Source organism: Nonlabens marinus S1-08 (assembly GCF_000831385.1).
GTDB classification, from domain to species: Bacteria; Bacteroidota; Bacteroidia; order Flavobacteriales; family Flavobacteriaceae; genus Nonlabens; species Nonlabens marinus.
Genome location: NZ_AP014548.1, coordinates 185,707 through 205,391, shown reverse-complemented (window position 1 = coordinate 205,391; position 19,685 = coordinate 185,707). Strand labels below are relative to the sequence as shown.

Annotated in this window: 17 protein-coding genes and 1 other RNA gene; 4 read left to right on the top strand and 14 right to left on the bottom strand. The window is 39.7% G+C overall.

Annotated elements, in window-relative coordinates; translation table 11 throughout:
* Positions 1–191: 191 nt before the first annotated feature.
* On the top strand, positions 192–1,952 hold the full coding sequence (locus tag NMS_RS00945) for a mechanosensitive ion channel family protein (RefSeq protein ID WP_148311315.1): 1,761 nt from the start codon (positions 192–194) through the stop codon (positions 1,950–1,952).
* A 66-nt stretch (positions 1,953–2,018) separates the two neighbouring features.
* On the opposite strand, the gene NMS_RS00940 is transcribed toward NMS_RS00945, so the two are convergent.
* Both NMS_RS00940 and NMS_RS13355 read right to left on the bottom strand, forming a co-directional pair.
* Complete coding sequence (locus NMS_RS00940) at positions 2,019–2,444, bottom strand: response regulator (protein ID WP_041494939.1); 426 nt, start codon at positions 2,442–2,444, stop codon at positions 2,019–2,021.
* On the bottom strand, positions 2,441–3,748 hold the full coding sequence (locus NMS_RS13355; protein ID WP_052476628.1) for an ATP-binding protein: 1,308 nt from the start codon (positions 3,746–3,748) through the stop codon (positions 2,441–2,443). The genes NMS_RS00940 and NMS_RS13355 overlap by 4 nt, the downstream gene beginning before the upstream one ends.
* Positions 3,749–4,138: 390 nt before the next feature.
* Here NMS_RS13355 and NMS_RS00930 point away from each other — a divergent pair, with 390 nt between their 5' ends.
* The gene (locus tag NMS_RS00930) at positions 4,139–4,531 is read left to right on the top strand and encodes a hypothetical protein (protein WP_041494938.1); all 393 of its coding nucleotides are present in this window, start codon (positions 4,139–4,141) and stop codon (positions 4,529–4,531) included.
* Positions 4,532–4,549: 18 nt separating this feature from the next.
* Here the strand turns inward: NMS_RS00930 and NMS_RS00925 are convergent, their stop codons facing one another.
* The 11 genes from NMS_RS00925 to ssrA form a co-directional block, all read right to left on the bottom strand.
* Positions 4,550–6,295, bottom strand: coding sequence for an efflux RND transporter periplasmic adaptor subunit (locus NMS_RS00925; RefSeq protein WP_041497347.1), 1,746 nt, complete (start codon positions 6,293–6,295; stop codon positions 4,550–4,552).
* 10 nt (positions 6,296–6,305) lie between these two features.
* Positions 6,306–7,097 carry a cation diffusion facilitator family transporter gene (locus tag NMS_RS00920; protein ID WP_070097863.1) on the bottom strand — a complete coding sequence of 264 codons (792 nt, stop codon included), beginning with the start codon at positions 7,095–7,097 and terminating at the stop codon, positions 6,306–6,308.
* Positions 7,098–7,103: 6 nt separating this feature from the next.
* Positions 7,104–7,592, bottom strand: a complete 489-nt coding sequence (locus NMS_RS00915) for a DUF305 domain-containing protein (RefSeq protein ID WP_041494936.1) — start codon at positions 7,590–7,592, stop codon at positions 7,104–7,106.
* A gap of 6 nt (positions 7,593–7,598) precedes the next feature.
* Entirely contained in the window at positions 7,599–8,345 is a 747-nt protein-coding gene (locus NMS_RS00910; RefSeq protein ID WP_041494935.1) for a heavy metal translocating P-type ATPase, read from the bottom strand.
* Between the two features lie 48 nt (positions 8,346–8,393).
* Entirely contained in the window at positions 8,394–9,620 is a 1,227-nt protein-coding gene (locus NMS_RS00905) for a permease (protein ID WP_041494934.1), read from the bottom strand.
* 7 nt (positions 9,621–9,627) lie between these two features.
* The gene (locus NMS_RS00900) at positions 9,628–10,155 is read right to left on the bottom strand and encodes a DUF3347 domain-containing protein (RefSeq protein ID WP_052476626.1); all 528 of its coding nucleotides are present in this window, start codon (positions 10,153–10,155) and stop codon (positions 9,628–9,630) included.
* Between the two features lie 10 nt (positions 10,156–10,165).
* Complete coding sequence (locus NMS_RS00895; protein WP_148311314.1) at positions 10,166–11,470, bottom strand: TolC family protein; 1,305 nt, start codon at positions 11,468–11,470, stop codon at positions 10,166–10,168.
* Between the two features lies 1 nt (position 11,471).
* Positions 11,472–11,825 (bottom strand): four helix bundle protein, encoded by a 354-nt coding sequence (locus NMS_RS00890; RefSeq protein ID WP_041494933.1) that lies wholly within the window; start codon positions 11,823–11,825, stop codon positions 11,472–11,474.
* A gap of 90 nt (positions 11,826–11,915) precedes the next feature.
* A complete protein-coding gene (locus NMS_RS00885; protein WP_041494931.1) occupies positions 11,916–15,698 on the bottom strand; it encodes an efflux RND transporter permease subunit in 3,783 nt (1,260 codons plus the stop codon).
* Between the two features lie 116 nt (positions 15,699–15,814).
* Positions 15,815–16,234: an HYC_CC_PP family protein gene (locus tag NMS_RS00880; protein ID WP_041494930.1), complete on the bottom strand. Its 420-nt coding sequence runs from the start codon at positions 16,232–16,234 to the stop codon at positions 15,815–15,817.
* A gap of 610 nt (positions 16,235–16,844) precedes the next feature.
* Positions 16,845–17,243, bottom strand: a transfer-messenger RNA (tmRNA) gene (gene ssrA / locus NMS_RS13605).
* 281 nt (positions 17,244–17,524) lie between these two features.
* Here ssrA and NMS_RS00875 point away from each other — a divergent pair.
* Positions 17,525–17,905, top strand: coding sequence for a hypothetical protein (locus NMS_RS00875; RefSeq protein WP_041494929.1), 381 nt, complete (start codon positions 17,525–17,527; stop codon positions 17,903–17,905).
* Positions 17,906–18,002: 97 nt separating this feature from the next.
* Positions 18,003–19,235: an NAD(P)-dependent oxidoreductase gene (locus NMS_RS00870; RefSeq protein ID WP_041494928.1), complete on the top strand. Its 1,233-nt coding sequence runs from the start codon at positions 18,003–18,005 to the stop codon at positions 19,233–19,235.
* A 49-nt stretch (positions 19,236–19,284) separates the two neighbouring features.
* Here NMS_RS00870 and NMS_RS00865 read toward each other — a convergent pair whose 3' ends face one another.
* Positions 19,285–19,665 carry a ribosomal maturation YjgA family protein gene (locus NMS_RS00865; protein WP_041494927.1) on the bottom strand — a complete coding sequence of 127 codons (381 nt, stop codon included), beginning with the start codon at positions 19,663–19,665 and terminating at the stop codon, positions 19,285–19,287.
* Between the last annotated feature and the right edge of the window lie 20 nt (positions 19,666–19,685).

Genomic DNA, 19,685 nt, shown 5'->3' with positions numbered 1-19,685 from the left:
AAAAAATGCAAGTCAACCCTACAAAAAAGTTAGTGTTGAATACAAATGGTGATGTCCAGCATCGCCTTTAGTTCAATTTTGTTTTGTTCACCCTAGAAACCTAAGTGGTAAACTGTCATTTCCAAACGTTTATGGTAGGCTTAAGAATTCAGCATTCCTGAATTTCTATCTTTAAGATTCAATTTTTAGTTATGATGAGATCTTTTCTATCGCTTTTTTTCTTTGCCTTTTTATTGAACACTTCTTTCTCACAAGAAAAAGCAGATAGTCTTGATACTAAGGAAAACCGCCCTCCATCTGAGGAATCTGTCATAAGAGAAAATCCTAGTTATGGCAGCAATCCCATTGAGGAATACAATGATTCCTATTACATTTTATCTCGCATCAATCAAAACATTGGACTACCGCCTACAAGTATGAATTTTAGGACGCCTCAAGCGACCCTAGAAGAATTTATATTCTCTTGTAGGGAAGATGATTTTGAGGCGGCGGCATATGCCTTAAATCTTAATCGCATGCCAAGTAGTCTCACTAAGGAAAAGGCCGCCATACTTGCTGAAAAATTATTTTTTGTAATTAACCAACGCGTTGCTATTGAATGGGGATCTGTATCAGATCGTCCAGATGGTCAAATTGATATTCAAACAGCGACCAACCAGGCGATAGCTGGTAAACCTAGACGTAGTGTATATTTTGGTCAGGTAGATCTAAATGGTCGTGATGCAGTATTAAGGTTGCAACGAGTCAAGTATTTAGATTACGGTGCTTTTTGGTTGATTAGTGCCGATACTGTTGAGAATATCGAGGAGCTTTATGAAGTATATGGTCCCAGGAAACTGGACCGTATGATTCCCAGTTGGGCTAGATTTGACTTTCTAGGCATTCCTGTTTGGAAATTAGTAGGAACGCTCTTGCTTTTGGGTATTGCTTTTTTAATGGGTAAGCTCGTTTCAAGGGTAATGCTTTGGGCCTTCAAGAATTCAAGATTTTCATGGTTGCGAGTTGTTCATGACACTTTATCAAAACCTACAGGCTTTGCCGTTGCCGTTTTGTTCTTTTACATCACCTTGAACTCCTTGATTAGTTTTAGCGGAAATCTTGCCAGCTGGGTATATTCCTTCTTATTGATTGTGGTAATTTGTTCTATTACTTATTTGATCATGAAATTTATTGACAGTTTCATGATTTATGTTGCTGAAAATAGGATAGGAGATACCAATCCGGAAGAAAACAGCAGCGCCCGTCAAATGTTGACCTATGTGTCTGTCGCCCGTCGTGTGGTCACCTTTATCATTATCATTATTGGGTTTATAGTAATTATAGGACAATTTCGGTCTTTAGAAAAACTAGGAATTTCTTTACTGGCATCAGCGGGTGTTTTGACAGTTGTTCTAGGTGTTGCGGCACAAAGTACGTTAGGAAATATTATCGCAGGAGTTCAAATCGCATTGACCAGCCCAGCAAAAATCGGAGACACGGTTTACATTGATGATGAATGGTGTTACGTGGAAGACATACGATTTACTTTTATGGTGGTAAGAACCTGGGATCAGCGTAGGCTCGTGATCCCATTGAAATATATCATTAGTAATATTTTTGAAAACTGGTCGATGACGAATCCGCATCAAGTGAGACCCATCATTGTGCATGCAGATTATCGCATTAATGTTGAGGATGTAAGGAAGAAGTATGACGAGCTGCTGCACAGCAATGACAAATGGGATGAAGAACATGAGCCAGTGATTCAAGTCGTAGAAGCAGAGAAAGATACCATACAGATACGAGCGCTATGTTCTGGTAAAGATGCCAGTACCACCTGGGCCTTACACTGTGAATTGAGAGAGCAATTGGTAGACTACATTGCTAGTTTAGAAGATGGACTTTACTTAAATCGCACAAGGGTGGAGCTTGATGACTTAAGAACGGAAGCTGAATCTAATTCTAAAACGTAATGTTCTTTACCTATTATTTAGACTTATACCTTTCTTTGGGGTCTATATAATTTGAAACAGAGCCGGCTACTTGGATAAGCCATGTTCGCGCTCTAGGTCTTCAATAATATTTTTCAACCGATCCTTACTTACTGGTTTTATGATGTAATCAGACAATTCACTTATAGACTTAGCTCGATTGATATCTGATGGGTCTATAGAAGATGATACCATGTAGATTGTAATTTTTTTACCTACTCTTGGTTTTAATTTGATGTATTCTTCCATGAACTCAAAACCATTCATGATAGGCATATTGATGTCCAAGAATATAACATCAGGTAATGCTACGGCAGTAGCGATATTATCTATCAAGAAATTTATAGCTTCCTCTCCATCTGAAAAGATCAAAACCTTTTTAGCAAAATTTGAAAGTTCCACCGTTCTTTTGAAACCATATTGATAAATCTCATCATCGTCGATTAGGCTTAAAATAAATGGATTTGGACTCATAGTTTTGTTTTAAAGTTGATAATAAATATACTGCCTTTATTTGGTTCGCTCTCTACTTCTATGGTTCCACCTAAAGATTCAATCTGATTTTTTGTCATAAAAAGACCGATTCCCTTTGCATTAGTGTGACGGTGGAATGTCTGGTGTAGACCGAAGATTTTCTTCCCTTGTCGTTTAAGGTCAATGCCTAATCCATTATCACTGACTTTTAATTGAATACCCTTTGGTGTTTTTTTACTGCTGATGTGAATTTCAGGTTTGCGATCTAGTGCTTTGTATTTAATAGCATTGCCTATCAAGTTTAAAAAAATACTGTCCATGTATACCTTATGATACTCTAAAGATGGAGCTTTACTAAAGTCAGATGTAATTACTGCTTGAGTCTTTAAAATTTCACCTGCGAGAATAGCTTTTGTAGTTTTTAAGACGTTCTCAAAATATAGAAACTCCTTTTTAAGATCTATTTGGTTTTGGATTCTTAAGCTGTCCACTAGTATACCTATAGTTTCATCAAGGTGTTCTGCCACCACCTCTACTTTTCCAAATAACTCTTCCTTTTCCGCAGGATCATCTGTGTCTTTATAGAAATTGGAAAGAAATATCAGATTACCTATAGGCGCTCTCAAGTTATGGGCACTTATTTGTGCAAAATCTGATAACTGTCTGTTCTTATTAGTCAGGATTTGATTGCTGTTCTTCAATTTCTTAAAGGTAGGGATGATGACAAAGAAAAGTTCAGCAAGGATTATAAAAAGAGATAGGATCGCGAGAAAATAAGATATCTGCATCGACCTATAGTTTTTCTCTTCAGCTACTTGTTGGATTAATTGTGTAACAGTTTCCATTAAACGGACATACTGCTTTTCAGCAGTACTTATTTGAATAGCTGCGTTTTTAATTATTTCAACATCGTCTGATCTACGTGCTAGATCAGCTTGAGTAGAAATAAGCATTACATAAGATTCAGCAACTTTAAGTAGAGAATCAATTTTAGGGTTTCTTGAATGCTCTTGATTGTTTCCTTTCAAATAGGAATGCCCTTGTTTAAAATCTTCGATATCCTTCGCAAGACTTTCTTCCTTATAGGATTCCACCCCGTTTTGTCCTTTGATGAGTTGATAATATACTTGTTTAATAATTCGCTGACTCAACATGCGCTGGCGCCCAGAAATGTTTATGGTTTCTGCATCTTGTTTTTGAAGTTTTATGAAGTAGGTAACGCCAAGAGATTTAGCAATAATCACCATGGTTATGGTAACTGCAAATACAAGGTAAGCGGTCCTTGGAAAGTTTTTAATATCCATAAATTATCGTTGTCCAATGTATATAAGCGCGATGGATCTAATTCTAATATCAAAAACATAGCCGAAACACTTATATATACGTTTAAATACACAATATGGTTTTGTTAAGCCGATGTCTATTACCATTAATCATATAAGCTTCATTAAAATAGACTTTTCAAAGTTATCGTTGAAAGGTAGCTTCGAAAAAAGAGATTTTAATTCTAATAAGTCTCTACAAATTATTGGAGGTCGTATCTAACACCCAATTCACGGTAATCTAGAGGTCTGATGATTCTGAAGGCTGCTAAAAAACAATTTCATCCTATCCTATTTTTGCTTAACTTCATCTATCATTAAATGGAACTATTTGATAATCAGTCAATATAACAATTTAAGTCCTCAGGTATAATGTTTCCCATCCACTATTACGATCTTGATTTTACTCAAGTATTTGTGTTTGATACCTTTATAATCTCTCAAATAAGAGAAGGATTCGTATTGCAGCCTCAACATAATGAGCAGTTGAGAGATATCATCCGCAAGCATTTTGCTACTAAGAGACTAGTCTATATCGCAAATAGAATACATGCATACAATGTGAGCCCCATGACTTATATGGAAACTTCTAAGATTGAAAACCTAGTGGGGATGTGTATAGTGACCACAAAAGGTGCGAGCCAAGAAACGGCGCATTTTGAAAGTACGTTTTATAAAAAAAAATTTCACATTACTCACAGTTTGCTTGACGCCATGGTATGGAGTGAAGCTGTTGTAGATGCCGCAGGAGTCACTGATATCTAATAATTTGAAGACAAATCTCTATTGAATTGTTTCAATCACGCTACCGCAAGTCATCATCTGCTCGCCATAATACGGATTCCGGATATTTTTCTCGGTACTCAACCATAGGGCGCCTTTGTTGTTATCAGCCATTGGACATTTTTGAACGTAAATAGCGCTATCCACAGATGCGATGTTTTTAGCCAGCGCAACCATGTTCTCATTAAGAATCACAAAATGAGCTCGCTGGTTCTCTAGCAAATCGTTTGTAACGATCGCTTCCAGCATCTCTATAGATTTTTTGAAATGAGATTGCTCCATAGCTCCCAGGCTGGACGTGGAAAGTGATTTTAATTGTTGAGAGGTCGCTTTCGCGAAAGCGGAAACCTTTACAGCATCACTGCTCACAAAGGCATCTTTCATTTTATAATAAGAAGGCAAGGCTTTTTTGAAACCTTGCTGAAAAGCTATTGGAAGACTCATTTCCATCTGCGCCATAGGCATCATCGCTTCATCTTCTTTACCTTGATTCATCATCGACTTTTTGCCTTGCAACTGCGCCGCAGCATCTACAGTAAAGGTCCCGTTAGTGACAATCTCCTCGCCATTTCTCAATCCAGAAACCACTATATAAGTGTCTCCGTTTCGATTGCTTAAAGTCACTTCGCGGATTTCAAAAACAGGTTCATTAGGATTTGTTTTTACATACACCAGCGACCGTTCTCCTGTCCATAATACCGCACTTGCAGGAACAGTCACAGATTCATTTGAAACAGTAGGGGTCGTACCCTTCACTTTTCCAGTGACAAACATTCCTGGTTTAAACAGGTTCTCTTTGTTATTTAAAGTCGCTCTCACTGTTACCGTTCTCGTGGCCGTGTTTAAAATAGGATCGATAAAGGATATGGTGGCGTCAAACTCCTTGTTAGGATACGCATTAGTAGTTATGGTTATATTTTGACCCTTTTTAAATTGGGCTATACTGCTTTCATACGCATCAAATTCTGCCCAAACATTACCCAGATTGCTCACCTTCAAAATAGGTTGTCCTTGTTTGACATAATCGCCTTCCCGCGCCATCACCTCAACCACGGTACCAGAAACGGTAGCGTATACTGGGAAATTTTCTCGCACTTTGCCGGATGATTCAATAGCATTGATTTGGCTTTCTGAAACCTTCCAGTTTCTTAATTTATTACGAACGGCGTTGTATAATGCTGGCTGAGAATCTTTCAGGGATGCTGCGGTAAGAAGTTCCTGCTGCGCCGCTATTAGACTAGGTGAATAAATGGTTGCCAATAATTGACCACGACTGACCTGCTGGCCTTCATAATTGACATTCAAACGCTCTATACGGCCATCAAAATAACTCGCCTGTATGGTGTTGTTCTCTTCATTAGTTGCGATCTTACCAGATAGAGAAATAACCCCATCACTGCTGGACGTCTTTCCAGTGCCAACAATGGTAGTCTGGATATTTGCCAGTGCCACGGCATTATCTGTCATTTTGATCTCATTCATAGCCAGTCCTTCTGCGCTGGATTCGGCTGGGATGAGGTCCATCCCACAAATGGGACAATCGCCAGGTTCTGGCTGCATGATTTGTGGGTGCATGGAGCAAGTCCACATTTGACTTGCCGTTTCCCCATCATGGTCATGGTTTTCTGTCAAGTCAGATAAATCTTTGTTAGAAGCAGTATCTGTACCGCTATCACCGAAGATCAACCAACCAGCCAAAAGTCCAATGACTATGGCTATTGCTATATATAAAATGTTCTTATTCATATTCATAATTTTATTTTCCTAGTTTCAAAATATTGAGTGCACCTCTGACAACAACTATAAAAACGATTGCGCCTACAATTAAGTCAGGCAATCGTGAGCCAGTCCATAGTACCAAAAGCCCTGCTATTATAACTCCAGAGTTAATGATTACATCATTTGATGTGAAAATCATGCTGGCCTGCATATGCGCTTCCTTACTTTTAGATTTTTGAAGAAGAAATAGACAAAACCCGTTAGCCAATAAAGCCAATATTGAGACTATAATCATTGTTTTAAAATCCGGAACTTCGGCAGGATTTATAAATCTTCTCACTATTTCTACAATTCCAATAATCGCAAGAAGTATCTGAAAATACCCTGCAGTTGTTGCTATTCTCTTTTTGAGTAGTTGAGAACCACCTACTGCAAAAAGACTTAACCCATACACAAAAGAATCTGCCAGCATGTCTAGGCTGTCTGCAATGAGACCCATCGATTTTGAAATCAAGCCTGTAGTCATTTCAATGACAAAAAAGGCAAAGTTTATAATCAAAACGGACCATAGCAGCTTACGCTGGTTGTTTGAGTCTTCAACAATTACTTCATCGGTTGGCCCTGAGGAAATCAATTCTTCATTAAACTTCAAATCTGCAATGGCTTCATGAATATCTTCCAAGTTGCCACTATGGAAAATCGTCAGCTTCCTATTGGGAACATCGAAATCCAATTTTGAAATCTGACCAACTGAATCCAACTTCATCCGAATCATAGATTCTTCTGAAGGGCAATCCATTTTTGATATTTTGAATATTGATTTATCCACTTTGTTTTACTCGTTTTCTAAACGTTCAATCATCGCCTTCATTTCGGCAATTTCCCTGCGTTGTGCTTTAATGATTTCTTCTGCTAATTTTTTGACTTCTGGATCTTCTATATCCGCACGCTCGCTGGTAAGGATTGCGATGGAATGGTGCGGTATCATTGCTTTCATCCACAATACATCGCCCACGGTGGATTTTTGGTCGCGTACCAGTCCCAATGCACCTACAAATAGAAAGATACTTCCCAAGACTATTGCGATATTCTTCTTTTTGTTTTGATACATGCCGCGCATTGCCACAAACATTATAATGGCCATAGCGGCGATACCCAGACAGACCATATAGAAACGGGTAAGGCTGAACCAAACGTGGTCCCATTCATAGGTGTTTAGATACATGGTGATGTACATTGCTACAAATGAGGAAGCGAGCATAGCTACAAAACGTGTGTAATGATTTTTTGATTTTCCAGAAGTTGTGTGATCGTTTGATTCCATAAGTTCTTAGTTTATATATTTAAATAGCATTACAACTGCCATCACTATCATGATGGCGTTTTCTATGAAAGTGGCTTCGGTCATGGGCAGTTTCAAGGCGGTTCCTAAACAGGCACACTGTATCGATTTTTTGTCCAGTAATATTTTTGTAACACCTATAGTTGTTATACCTAAAATTATCAGCGTCGCTATCAATGCAACAGGTATTTCAAAACGCATCAAGAACATCAGACCCAGCGCTGTTTCAATAAAAGGATAAATCCAGCCGTACGCGGGAAGAACTTTGGCCAACGGGTCGTACATGCGGAAACTTTCCGGAAATCCTTTTAAGTCCAAAATCTTGAAAAAGCTAAAAACAATAAAGAACAGCCCCATAAAATCCAGCATCGCACCATCCCAATTCTCTCGCTGATAGTTCAATAATACCGTTGCGATAGCGATGTATCCCAAAATAATGAGCAAGGGTTTGAGCTGTTGCAGTTTTGATTCTTCTTGTTCCGCTTTCACGAAAGCGTTGTTGTCATTACTAGCAAAAACGTTCTTGTCTTCGTTCTTTTCTGAAATGGTATATTTTTCCGGAAGTGCTTTTTGAAATGTTGCCGTGTCAATATGGTGATCCATTTGTATAACGGCTTCTTCTTTTTCGAGATTTACAGATGCGTTTGAGACACCATTTACTTGCGAGAGCTTCTGCTCAACGCTGTTGCGACAACCGTTGCAGGTCATCCCATGTATGTTATAAGTGTGTTTCATATTTATTTATTTAGACCTAACAGGATTTGAGAACCAGTTAGGTTTTTATTATATCCAAAATCTTACAATCAGACCACCCGCTAGCCATACGTAACAAATAAAGGCGGCGTATTTCAAAATGGATTCCAACAGCGGACTCTTAGGTGCCATCTCGCTCATGGAATGATCGACATCTTTTCTTTTATAGAAGCCCAGATAGATTAGGTATCCTGAAATTGCTAGAAAGGCGAGGTTTAAAAAAAACGTGTAGTCGATTTTAAAATGTTCCTTTTCCTGGATGGTAACCTGAGAGGGATCTGGTAGTAGGCTTAATAGATCAAGGGAATAATGCAAGGCAAGAGCTGTCCCTATGAGTGCGGTAAACAATAGAAAAAGTATGAATAACGACATTTTCCAACCGTAGTATTTTGCGTTGATGCGCAACACGGGAAATACCACCAGATCACTAAAAATAAATGCCATCACACCCGCAAAACTTACACCTTTGCCGAATAATAGAGCTGCCAATGGAATGTTACCCATCGAGCCTATAAAAGTCAAGAATGCGGCAAATGGACCTACTACAATATGTTGCAGTATTTCAAAAAAGGTAAAATCTGAATTGCCCTGACCGCTGTTGATGAAAAGAGTCTCAAAGAACGCATCAGGCACAAAGGCAGCGGTAATACCAGCAATGGTAAATCCCACGGTTACATCTTTCCAGACCATCTTCCATTCCATCTTATATTTTCTGGCCACTTTTGCCCAGCTGGATTCTTGTTGTATCTGCTTTTTCCAGTCTTTGGAATGATCCATCCCGTCATCATCGGCTTCGCTTTCAAGATTTTTACGGGCTTTCTCAATGAGTTTTTTGGGATTGATAATGCGTATCAAAACCCAGCAGATAAGGATTAGCAGTATCCCACCCACATATTCGCCCACCACAAATTGCCATCCCAAAAAGATTGAGATTAAAATCCCTAGCTCAATGACAAGATTTGTCGACGCAAGTAAAAACGCAATGGAAGACACAAAGCTTGCGCCTTTCTTAAAAATAGATTTGGTTGAAGCAAGAGCGGCAAAACTGCATGAACTGCTAATAAAACCGAAAAATGTTCCCAGCAACACACTCTTTCCTTCATTTTCATTCATTGTTTCTTGCATCTTCTTTTCCGTCACGAAAATCTGTATCATACTACTGATGATATAACCCAAAATAAATGCCCACAGTGCCATCCAGAAAAACCCTGTAGTGGTATAGGCAGCCTCGGCCCATTGTTTGAGAAACTCCTCCATGCTTTAATTATTTTATAGTTTGCGCTACACGACCACATTTCAACATGCGATCGCCGTAATATGGATTGCGTATTTCTTCTTCTTTAGATAACCAGTAGCCACCTGCGTTATTAAATGCCATTGGGCAAAACTGCTGATAAATCTCGCCAGAGGTGATGTCATTCTCAATAATAGGCGTCAATGTAGTTGTCAATGTAGAAAATGCAGTACGCTGGGTCTCGATATCATTTGCTGTTGCAATAGCAGTCAATGCGTTTGTCACCTCTTCATTTGTGCTAGCCTTTATCAACATTTGCGCACCAGATTTTGCTTCGTCCAAGTCAGAATTAACAAGAGCTGTTTTGATATGCACATAATGCTGGAACATCTCTTTAGTTGCTTCATTGTTAAATTCTAGAGAAGCCATATCGGTCGCAGTTTCTTCCACTGTAATTTCATCTGCATCAGTTGCTGTGGCGTCTGTTTCGACATTTTTACAAGAAAAGATGCTCAATGTGGCAAATAGTGCGGTTGTGATTTTAATACTAGTTTTCATAATTTGAGATTTATTGATTTATTAAATAATTGATTATTGATTGTTGTAAAAAGTAGTTCTGTATGGAATCCACTTGATTGATTTGCAACTTCAACTGCAATTCCTGAATATCCAGCACGTCGTTGAAATCTATTGTACCGGTCTCGTAGTTTTTGACTAATATCTGCTCCGCATCCTGCGCCTGTTTCAAGTTTTTCTGTTGTGTGTCAAATGCGATGCGTGCTTGATTGCGTTGTGATTTCGCTTTCGCGAAAGCGGACTCCAAAACATTCAACCGGTTACCTTTTTGAGATTCGATCTCTTGCTGGCGCAATTCGTTTTGTTTGCTGATCGATTTGTAACGCTTGTTGAAAATGGGAATGGATAGCGAGACCATAGGCATCAAAACATCCTTCCCATTGTCACTGGGCATCATGTCTGTTCGTGCAGTTACTGGCAGGTAGTCCACGCCTACACCGAACATGGGCTGCGCATCCCGCTGATTAAGCAATTCAGATTGTACAACAGACTCATAAAGCTTGTCATATTTCAAAAGCTCTGGATTTAGCTGGATGGCTTCATCATTAAAGACAGGGTCTATCGCTGGAATCTCTAGAAATAGGATGATCTCTACTGGTGCACCGTCTTTCCTGTTCAGCAGGTTGTTGAATGCGACTTTTTCTGCATCATTTTCTACTTCTAGAATCTCATGCTGTTGTTGCAATTCATTTTGACGTATTTGTAATCGCAGTACATCCACCGCACTTGCCTTGCCTACTTCTACAGACGTCAATGCCAGTCGTTCATAGGTTTCCAGCAACTGAATATTCTTTTCTAAAACATTTTGTTTTGCCTTTATGGAATACAATTTATAATAAGACTGTGACACTGCTAATGCCAGTTTTCTTTTGGCAATAGTGATTTCCACATACTCCGCATCTGCCATAGAAGTGGCGTAATTTTCCCGTGCTGTGATCGTACCAAACCATGGGAACATTTGCCTGAACCCGATTCGGGCCCGTTGCGCCCCTGTCCTGGTTTCTGGTTCGCTCACAAAGTATCCTGCGCTTATTTCCGTATTTGGCAACCAGTTAGCTTCGTTCACCTTTTCTTCCGCAATGTTGTACCGCAGGTTGAAGGCTTGAATTTCTGGATTGTTTTGTTGAGCTTCTTGAATGTAGGTTTCTACGGATTGCGCGGCTGCTGAGTGAAAAGTGAAAAGTGAAAAGTAAAAAACAAGTGCTATGCCTAACGCAGATTTCACTCCAGTTGCCCGTGTCACGTCGATTTTTGTGTCTCTAAGTAGAGTGATGATATATGATAATTGGTCTCTCATTTCAAAGTTTTGATTTGGCTGTTTTGACACTACTGACAAGCATGGCTACTAACTCCTTACATTTTTTTTGTAAATCTTGATGTTGATTAAATTGTAGGTAGTCCGTATCTTTTAAAAGGTCCAGCCAGTATATAGTTTCATTTGCTTCTTTGAGCGCTATACTCATTTTATTGATAAAATCTTTCGAGCTTTGGGCAAATTCAGCCTCTCGGATTAGAGCGCCAACCCCAGTGCCACTGCGAAGTAGCTGTTTGCTGATGACATATTCTTTGTTCTCAGAAACCAATAAACGGCAGAGTCTCACCACTTCAATTGCAAACGCATAACTTTTGGTTTTTAAAATACTCTCTGCCATAATTCTAATTTTTTCATTTCAATCTTTTCACTTTTCACTTTTCACTTTTCACTTTTCACTTTTCGTTTTTCACTTTAATCTTTTTACTTTTCATTTTAATCTTTTCAACCTCAATTCTTCCCTCCAGCTAAAGAGCACCGGGACAAGAAAATAAGAAGTAATGTCGATGATCATTCCACCAAAAATGGGGATCGCCATCGGGATCATGATATCGCTTCCTTTTCCAGTAGAAGTCAAAACGGGAAGTAAGGCTAGAATGGTAGTTACCGTAGTCATTAAACAAGGACGAATGCGTTTTCCTGCTGCTTCTAATGCTGTGAGTCGGATGGATTTCTTATCGGCGGGATTTTCTCGTTCAAAAGTTTGAGTCAAGTAGGTCGCCATGACCACGCCATCATCTGTTGCTATACCGAATAAGGCAATAAAACCTACCCAAACCGCCACGCTCAAATTGATGGTCTTCATATTAAACAAATCCCGCATGTTCTCACCGAACAGACTGAAGTTGAAGAACCAGTCCTGACCGTATAACCAGATCATAATAAAGCCACCCGCAAATGCAACCGCAATACCTGTAAAAACCATCAAGGATGTAGAAACCGACTTGAACTGGAAATACAAAATCAAAAAGATGATCGCCAGCGCTAGCGGCACCACGACCGATAAAGTTTTTTCTGCACGCAGTTGGTTTTCATAAGTTCCCGTGAATCTATAACTGATGCCTTGAGGAACGATAAGCTCACCGCTATCAATCTTTTGCTGGATCAGCGCCTGCGCATTTTCAACTACATTAACCTCAGCAAAACCATCAAGTTTGTCAAACAATACATAACCTATGAGGAATGTATCTTCACTCTTGATCGCCATTGGTCCTTTTTCATAGCGTATCTCCACCAGTTCACTTAATGGCACAGGGCTTCCTTTTTCCACTGGAACGTAAATATTCCGTAAATCATCAGGATTTTCACGCAACTCTCTAGGATAGCGCACTCGAACGGAATATCGTTCTCGACCTTCCACGGTTTGCGTTAATGGCATTCCACCGACAGCTACTTGCAATATGTCTTGTACGTCCATGACGGACACGCCGTATCTGGCCAGCTGATCTCTCTTAATATCAATCAGTAAATAGGGCTTTCCAACAATGCGGTCTGCAAAAACCGCTTGTTCCTTTACACCTTCCGCTTGTTTGATGATTTCCTCTAGCTGCAGTCCAAAGGTTTCTATACTTAGTAAATCTGGACCTTTAATCTTAATTCCCATAGGTGCTCGCATCCCTGTTTGCAACATCACCAGTCGCGTCTCGATAGGTTGAAGCTTAGGTGCAGATGTCACGCCTGGCAACTTGGTTACTCGTACGATCTCATTCCATATATCATCTGGACTATTGATTTTTGGTCGCCAGTTTCGGTAATAGGAGCCATCATCGTCTGGGATTAAATCATCGTGAGTGGCAGTAGTCTTTAACTGAGACGCCTCATAGTTGACATCATCATCAATCTCGTTGTTAGGGTTGATGATAAACTTGTTGTTTTTGAGTACAAACAGGCCGTCATCATTTACTTTGTAACGCTGCCGCTCACCGCTGGCATTACGCATGTATTCTGATTTATATTGAATCAGATTTTCATACATAGATAAGGGTGCAGGATCTAACGCAGACTCTGTTCTACCGGCTTTCCCGACGACGGTTTTAATTTCTGGAATGCTGGCAACGGCCATGTCAAGTTGCTGGAGCACGCGTTTATTTTCCTCAACACCGGCATGTGGTAGGGAAGTAGGCATTAATAAGAAAGAACCTTCATTAAGCGCCGGCATGAACTCTTTGCCCGTATTGCGCATGATCAAGATTCCAAGAACTAAAACAGTGGTTGGAATAATAAAAAATAAGACCTTGTTAGCCAGTGCCCAGCGCAGTATTGTATCGTAGTACCTCTTGAAAAGCGAGAAGATTCCTAGTAATCCAAAACAGATGATGGCCACAAAGATCAAGTTCATGATAACACTGCGGTCAAAACCTAGCGGTCGCCAGTATTCTGCTAGCAGGATCACAATAGCTGTGGCAGATATGATGATGTTGAATAAATTTTGAGTAACGGAAAACTGAAATCTAGATAGGGTTAGTTGGTATTCTGTTTTCGCTTTAAGCGAAAAGAACAACCCATTACATCCAAACGCGATGAGTATCAACCCTAGCCACGAGCCGTATAGAATGGCGGCAATCCCCAAAACAATTAAGATTCCGTGAAGTAACCATCTGGATCTTTTTTTAAGATCCGTTTTACGGAATAAAAATGCTGCGATAGGCGGTATTAAAAACAGTGCAATCAGTAAAGATGCGGTGAGTGCCATGGTTTTAGTGAATGCGAGCGGTCGGAATAATTTTCCCTCTGCACCGATCATTGTGAAGACGGGAAGAAAACTAATTATGGTCGTGAGAACAGCCGTTAGAATGGCTCCAGAGACCTCAGCTGTTGCTTTATACATCAATTCATTCATGGTTAATGGCGTGCCGTCTGCTTGCAATCGCAGCTGATCGTCGTCCATATGTCTAATCATATTCTCAGCAAGGATGACGCCCACATCGACCATGGTTCCTATAGCAATGGCAATTCCCGATAGGGCTACAATATTTGCATCTACATCGAAAAGTTTCATGGCAATAAAAACCATCAACACGGCAACTGGCAATAATCCAGAAATTAGGATGGAAGCTCTTAGATTAAAGACCATCACGATAATCACCAAAATCGTAATCAGAATCTCAAGTGTCAGCGCCTCATTGAGTGTTTCTAGGGTTTCTTGTATTAGCTCTGTACGGTCGTAGAAGGGAACAATGGTGACTTGAGAAACTCTACCATCTGCTAAGACCTTAGAGGGTAATCCAGAGGATAACTCATTGATTTGATCCTTGACATTGTTGATGACCTCTAACGGATTTGCTCCATAGCGAGCGACTACAACGCCACCCACCACCTCGGCACCTTCCTTATCGAGAATGCCGCGACGCGTCGCAGGACCTAAATGGACATTGGCAATGTCTTGTATTTTGATAGAAGTGAAATTCTCAGAATCTACCACGGCGCTTTCAATGTCTTTAATGGATTTTACATAACCCAAACCACGTACGAGGTATTCCGCTTGGTTGATTTCAAGGGTTTGTGCACCTATATCTTGATTACTCTCTTTAACTGCTTTGACTACATCGCTCATGCTCACGTTGTACTGCCGCATTTTCTCTGGATCAATATCCACCTGATATTCCTGTACATAACCGCCTATAGAAGCGACTTCTGACACTCCGCTGGCTGATGATAAACCATATTTTACGTAGTAATCTTGAATGCTGCGCAATTCTTGTAAATCCCAACCGCCAGTTACATTACCGTCTTTATCACGTCCTTCTAAGGTGTACCAGAAAATCTGTCCCAACCCTGTGGCATCAGGTCCTAAAGCTGGATTTATTCCTTCTGGTAATAAATTTGCGGGTAATGAATTGAGTTTTTCCAGTATACGACTGCGTGACCAGTAGAACTCCACATCTTCCTCAAAAATGATGTAGATACTGGAAAACCCAAACATGGAGGAACTACGAATCGTTTTTACACCTGGGATTCCCAGCAATGAGGTCGTCAAAGGATACGTGATCTGATCCTCAATATCCTGTGGCGAGCGTCCCTGCCATTTAGTAAATACAATTTGCTGGTTCTCGCCTATGTCTGGAATGGCATCTACAGCAACTGGGTCTGTAGGTAGAAAGCCAGTTTCCCAATTAAAGGGTGCGTTCACTATACCCCAGCCCACAAATAGAGCAAGAAGTAAAACAGCAACGAGCTTGTTCTCAATAAGAAATTTAATGGCTTTATTCAGCATGGAATTCTGATATTTAAATAGTTGACTTCTATTTCCTGAGATGCAGGGAATAGAGGTTAGTTCGCTTTCGCGAAAGCGTAGACATCCACAACATCGTGGATATCCCTATTAAATGATCAGATTAAGAAAGTTTGATGCAACACTTGTACATCCTGCCTGAGAAAAGGTGGGGAATAATCAGCAAAGGGATTAGTGCTCGTTCCTGTACTGTTTAAAAGATTGGAATAAGAGTAAGCAAAAGACGACAGAAAGAACTGTTGAACTGGAGCCAATTGATCCCATGAAACCTTGAGGTCGTCTGTACTTTCTTTAACCAGTTGCTTGTCTGAGCAACAGGGTTTCTGAGAAATAACCGGCAATTCACAATCTGTGGCAGTCATGACTTTCTCCATCCCACATGACTTTGCTTGCTGTGTGAATGAATAATCGACTAGAGTTTTACCACAGTAATGCATGTCCATAGAAAAACTGGTAGTCGTCATTAGGACTACCATCGCCATTAAAAGCGCCATTGATCTGTGGATGAATTGTTTCATTGTGGTAAAACTAGTAAAGATTCTCTTAAGTTGTACTTTTTTTCCTCATAGATTGAAATGTAAGAGTTTTGAAACCCTTGATTTTTAAGTAGGTACCTGAAATTTCAAGTATTGGAGGAACACCCTAGCGATTAGAAAAAATAAGGGTAAACGTAGTTCCGTCATTTAATGCGCTTGACACTTCAACACGACCGCCGTAGGTGCTCATCTATATCATGGACTAAATATAAGCCTACCCCCTTTACTATCTGTGTGCTCATGAAAGGTTTCATTTAAGCGAAATATTTTACCTTCAGCTATGTCCATGTCAAAACCTAATCCATTACCCGCACTATAATATAAGTCTCGTCAGCGACATTTTTAGAGCAGATATTGATTACAGGTGACACACAAGGGTATGCATATTTGATGGAATTGTTCAGAAATTAGCGCTTATCAATAGGTGTTTTAAATGGCCCCATATTTAAAACTGAAAATCAATTGCTTTCAATTAAAATGTCCGCTTTGACTTTCAAGGTTCGAGCTAAATTCTTCAATGAAATCCTGATCGATGTTACACAAATAAAAAAAAACCACATAAAACTGAAAATCAGTTGAATGTGGTTCTTAAGTGTGGAGTCGGAGGGATTCGAACCCTCGTCCAAACGAGCGACTTCATCGCTTTCTACATGTTTAGTTTCTGTTTAACTTTTCGTGGAGTTGCCGGTCAGAAACCACCAACGCATCCCTTATCTTCAATTGAGTGTCTCTCCATCATCAAAGCCCTGATGGGGATAGGTCTATTTTTACGAATTCTCTAGATCAAGTGCCATAAACCAAGGCCTTTGAGAGAATTCCTGCATGCCCACCTAGTGGGCCGAGGCACATCCTACTATGATTCGGATTATGCTGCTAGGGCGTAGTTATTCTCGCCGTTTAAAAAAGTTGAATCATGATATTTAAGAGCTATGTTCCAGCGCTCTACATGCTTACAATCAACTCGGTCTCGCTGTCAAAACCAGTCGACCCCATTTAACGCTTTCACGTTATCCCAATAGTATCAAGCTGAGCTTGAAAAATAAGGATGACAAATATAAAGATCTGCCTTTTAAATAATATAAAAAACCATGCCAAATCTAATTTCAGACTGTCATAATTTTAGAGTGGGTCTGGATCTTCATAAACGAAACTCCCAACCTAACATAAAACTTAATTACCATTAGTGAATTTAAATAATCTTCAGTTGTTTATTAACTCAATACAATTTTATAGGTTTGCAACAACCTTAAAGTGTTCCCTAAAATTTCTTCTATGGCCGCGATATATTATCAGGATATCGGTTTTGCCGAGCTCTTTTTTTTTGAAAAATATGTCATCTCTCAACTTAAGGAAGGTACTCTTCTTGAACCAGGAAATAATCCGACCATGATCAAGGCACTGACTGATCATTATCAAGATAAGCCTTTCGTTTACATCTCAAATCGCACGTACGCTTATAACGTTAGTCCCATTATCTATAGAGAAGCAGCCACGGTAGAGACTTTAAAAGCGATTTGTATTGTGACGCCTCAATCCATATCGCAAAAAACAGCCGAGTTTGAAGGTAAATTTTACAGTAATGAATTTCACGTGTGTGGAACATTAGAAGAAGGAATCAAGTGGGCTCAAAAGTTTTTTAGAACGAGTTTGTAGAAGCAAATTCTAGTTCCTAGCCTCTTTTCTCAGTAGTATTATTTATAGACCGTTGCACTTTCCTTATCTTGCTAGTATGCACTTTTAAACGGTACTTATGAAGTTTGCCTTAATTCGAGAACGCAAAAACCCGCCAGATAGACGTGTGGTGCTCTCGCCTGTTCAAGCAGCTCAATTAGAGCACGCTTTCGCGAAAGCGGAACTCCTCATAGAACCATCACAAGTAAGAATATTTCCAGATTCTAGCTATACTCAAGCAGGTCTCCAGGTAGCGGAAGATATCACGGAAGCAGACGTCATGATAGGAGTGAAGGAAGTTCCCGTTGATGCTTTGATTCCAGGTAAAAAATACTTTTTCTTTTCACACACCATTAAAAAGCAACCTTACAATAGAGATTTGTTATGTGCCATACTCGATAAGAAAATTGAGTTGTACGATCACGAAACCATTGTGAATGAAAGCAATATGCGTTTAATAGGTTTTGGAAGGTATGCTGGATTGGTAGGAGCCTACAATGCATTCAGGGCGCTGGGACTGAAGGACAATTTGTTTAAGTTGCCTAAAGTAGATGATCTTGCCGATTTCGACGCGGTAAAAACCCAATTGGAACTTATACGAACGGAGTTACCGCCTGTAAATATTGTGATTACTGGTAGTGGTAAGGTAAGTGGTGGTATTAAAGAGATTCTAGAACTATTACACATACATGAATTAACGCCTAAAGAGTTTTTGCAATTAGGTCAATTTCAGAACAATCAGACGGTGTTTACGCAGCTGGACGTTGACGACTACTATACGAGAAAGGATGGTTTAACACCTACTAAAACAGAATGCTACAACAATCCAGAACTTCTTGAGTCTGATTTTATGAAATTTGCCGCTGTGGCTGATATTTTGATTACGGGTCACTTTTATGGCGATGGCGCACCGTATTTCTTCACAAGAGAGGATATGAAATCAGAAAATTTCAACATCTCGCTAGTAGCAGATGTAAGCTGTGATATTAATGGTCCTATTGCATGTACCTTACGGGCATCTACTATCGCTGACCCCTTGTATGGTTATGATCCATCCAGCGAGAAGGAAGTAGCTTTCAATACACCTGGATCTATAGCGGTCATGGCAGTAGATAATTTACCTTGCGAATTGCCTAAAGATGCTAGTGAGGGTTTTGGCGAGATGTTTTTAGAGCATGTATTTCCTGCCTTTTTTAACGATGACGCTGATGGGATACTGGAACGAGCCAAGATGACGACTAAGGATGGTACACTAACTGAACGTTTTTCTTATCTCGAGGATTATGTCAACGAGCCCAAAACGCGATTCTAAGTTCTACATTTTTCAATGAAGCTTGTTAATGTTCTTTATGGAACATTGATCAAGCTTTCCTAGTGCTTATAAACCATTCTATGCTTAGAATCAATAAAGCTCCAGCGGTATACATTAAAAGATCCCAATAAGAAAACGAGGTTCCGATAATGGTTCGCGCTAGCCTAGAATTTTGCCACCCCAACATTTCTATCAATTGGATTCCCTGTAAAAATTCCACTACAAAACTGAAGCACAAAACAATCGTCAACGCAGTAATGATACGAAGGTGTGTTATAGCCATTGTAAAACAATAGAGTAGAATGACTACTAGCAAATCTCCTAAATAAGGTCTGACAATGTCATCAAAAACGTACACTGCTATGAATACCTCTATTAGAAAAAATACCAATGTACCTAGTACATAGGTCGCTTGACTTTTTCTATGCATTGAAGTCAGTAGGTTAAAGA

Bases quoted from the DNA above. Each gene is read 5' to 3' on its own strand.
- NMS_RS00880 (WP_041494930.1), bottom strand. From the start codon at position 16,234: ATGAAACAATTCATCCACAGATCAATGGCGCTTTTAATGGCGATGGTA.
- NMS_RS00940 (WP_041494939.1), bottom strand. From the start codon at position 2,444: ATGAGTCCAAATCCATTTATTTTAAGCCTAATCGACGATGATGAGATT.
- NMS_RS00945 (WP_148311315.1), top strand. From the start codon at position 192: ATGATGAGATCTTTTCTATCGCTTTTTTTCTTTGCCTTTTTATTGAAC.
- NMS_RS00895 (WP_148311314.1), bottom strand. From the start codon at position 11,470: ATGAGAGACCAATTATCATATATCATCACTCTACTTAGAGACACAAAA.
- NMS_RS00925 (WP_041497347.1), bottom strand. From the start codon at position 6,295: ATGAATAAGAACATTTTATATATAGCAATAGCCATAGTCATTGGACTT.
- NMS_RS00915 (WP_041494936.1), bottom strand. From the start codon at position 7,592: ATGGAATCAAACGATCACACAACTTCTGGAAAATCAAAAAATCATTAC.
- NMS_RS00865 (WP_041494927.1), bottom strand. From the start codon at position 19,665: ATGCATAGAAAAAGTCAAGCGACCTATGTACTAGGTACATTGGTATTT.
- NMS_RS13355 (WP_052476628.1), bottom strand. From the start codon at position 3,748: ATGGATATTAAAAACTTTCCAAGGACCGCTTACCTTGTATTTGCAGTT.
- NMS_RS00930 (WP_041494938.1), top strand. From the start codon at position 4,139: ATGTTTCCCATCCACTATTACGATCTTGATTTTACTCAAGTATTTGTG.
- NMS_RS00885 (WP_041494931.1), bottom strand. From the start codon at position 15,698: ATGCTGAATAAAGCCATTAAATTTCTTATTGAGAACAAGCTCGTTGCT.
- NMS_RS00870 (WP_041494928.1), top strand. From the start codon at position 18,003: ATGAAGTTTGCCTTAATTCGAGAACGCAAAAACCCGCCAGATAGACGT.
- NMS_RS00900 (WP_052476626.1), bottom strand. From the start codon at position 10,155: ATGAAAACTAGTATTAAAATCACAACCGCACTATTTGCCACATTGAGC.
- NMS_RS00875 (WP_041494929.1), top strand. From the start codon at position 17,525: ATGGCCGCGATATATTATCAGGATATCGGTTTTGCCGAGCTCTTTTTT.
- NMS_RS00890 (WP_041494933.1), bottom strand. From the start codon at position 11,825: ATGGCAGAGAGTATTTTAAAAACCAAAAGTTATGCGTTTGCAATTGAA.
- NMS_RS00905 (WP_041494934.1), bottom strand. From the start codon at position 9,620: ATGGAGGAGTTTCTCAAACAATGGGCCGAGGCTGCCTATACCACTACA.
- NMS_RS00910 (WP_041494935.1), bottom strand. From the start codon at position 8,345: ATGAAACACACTTATAACATACATGGGATGACCTGCAACGGTTGTCGC.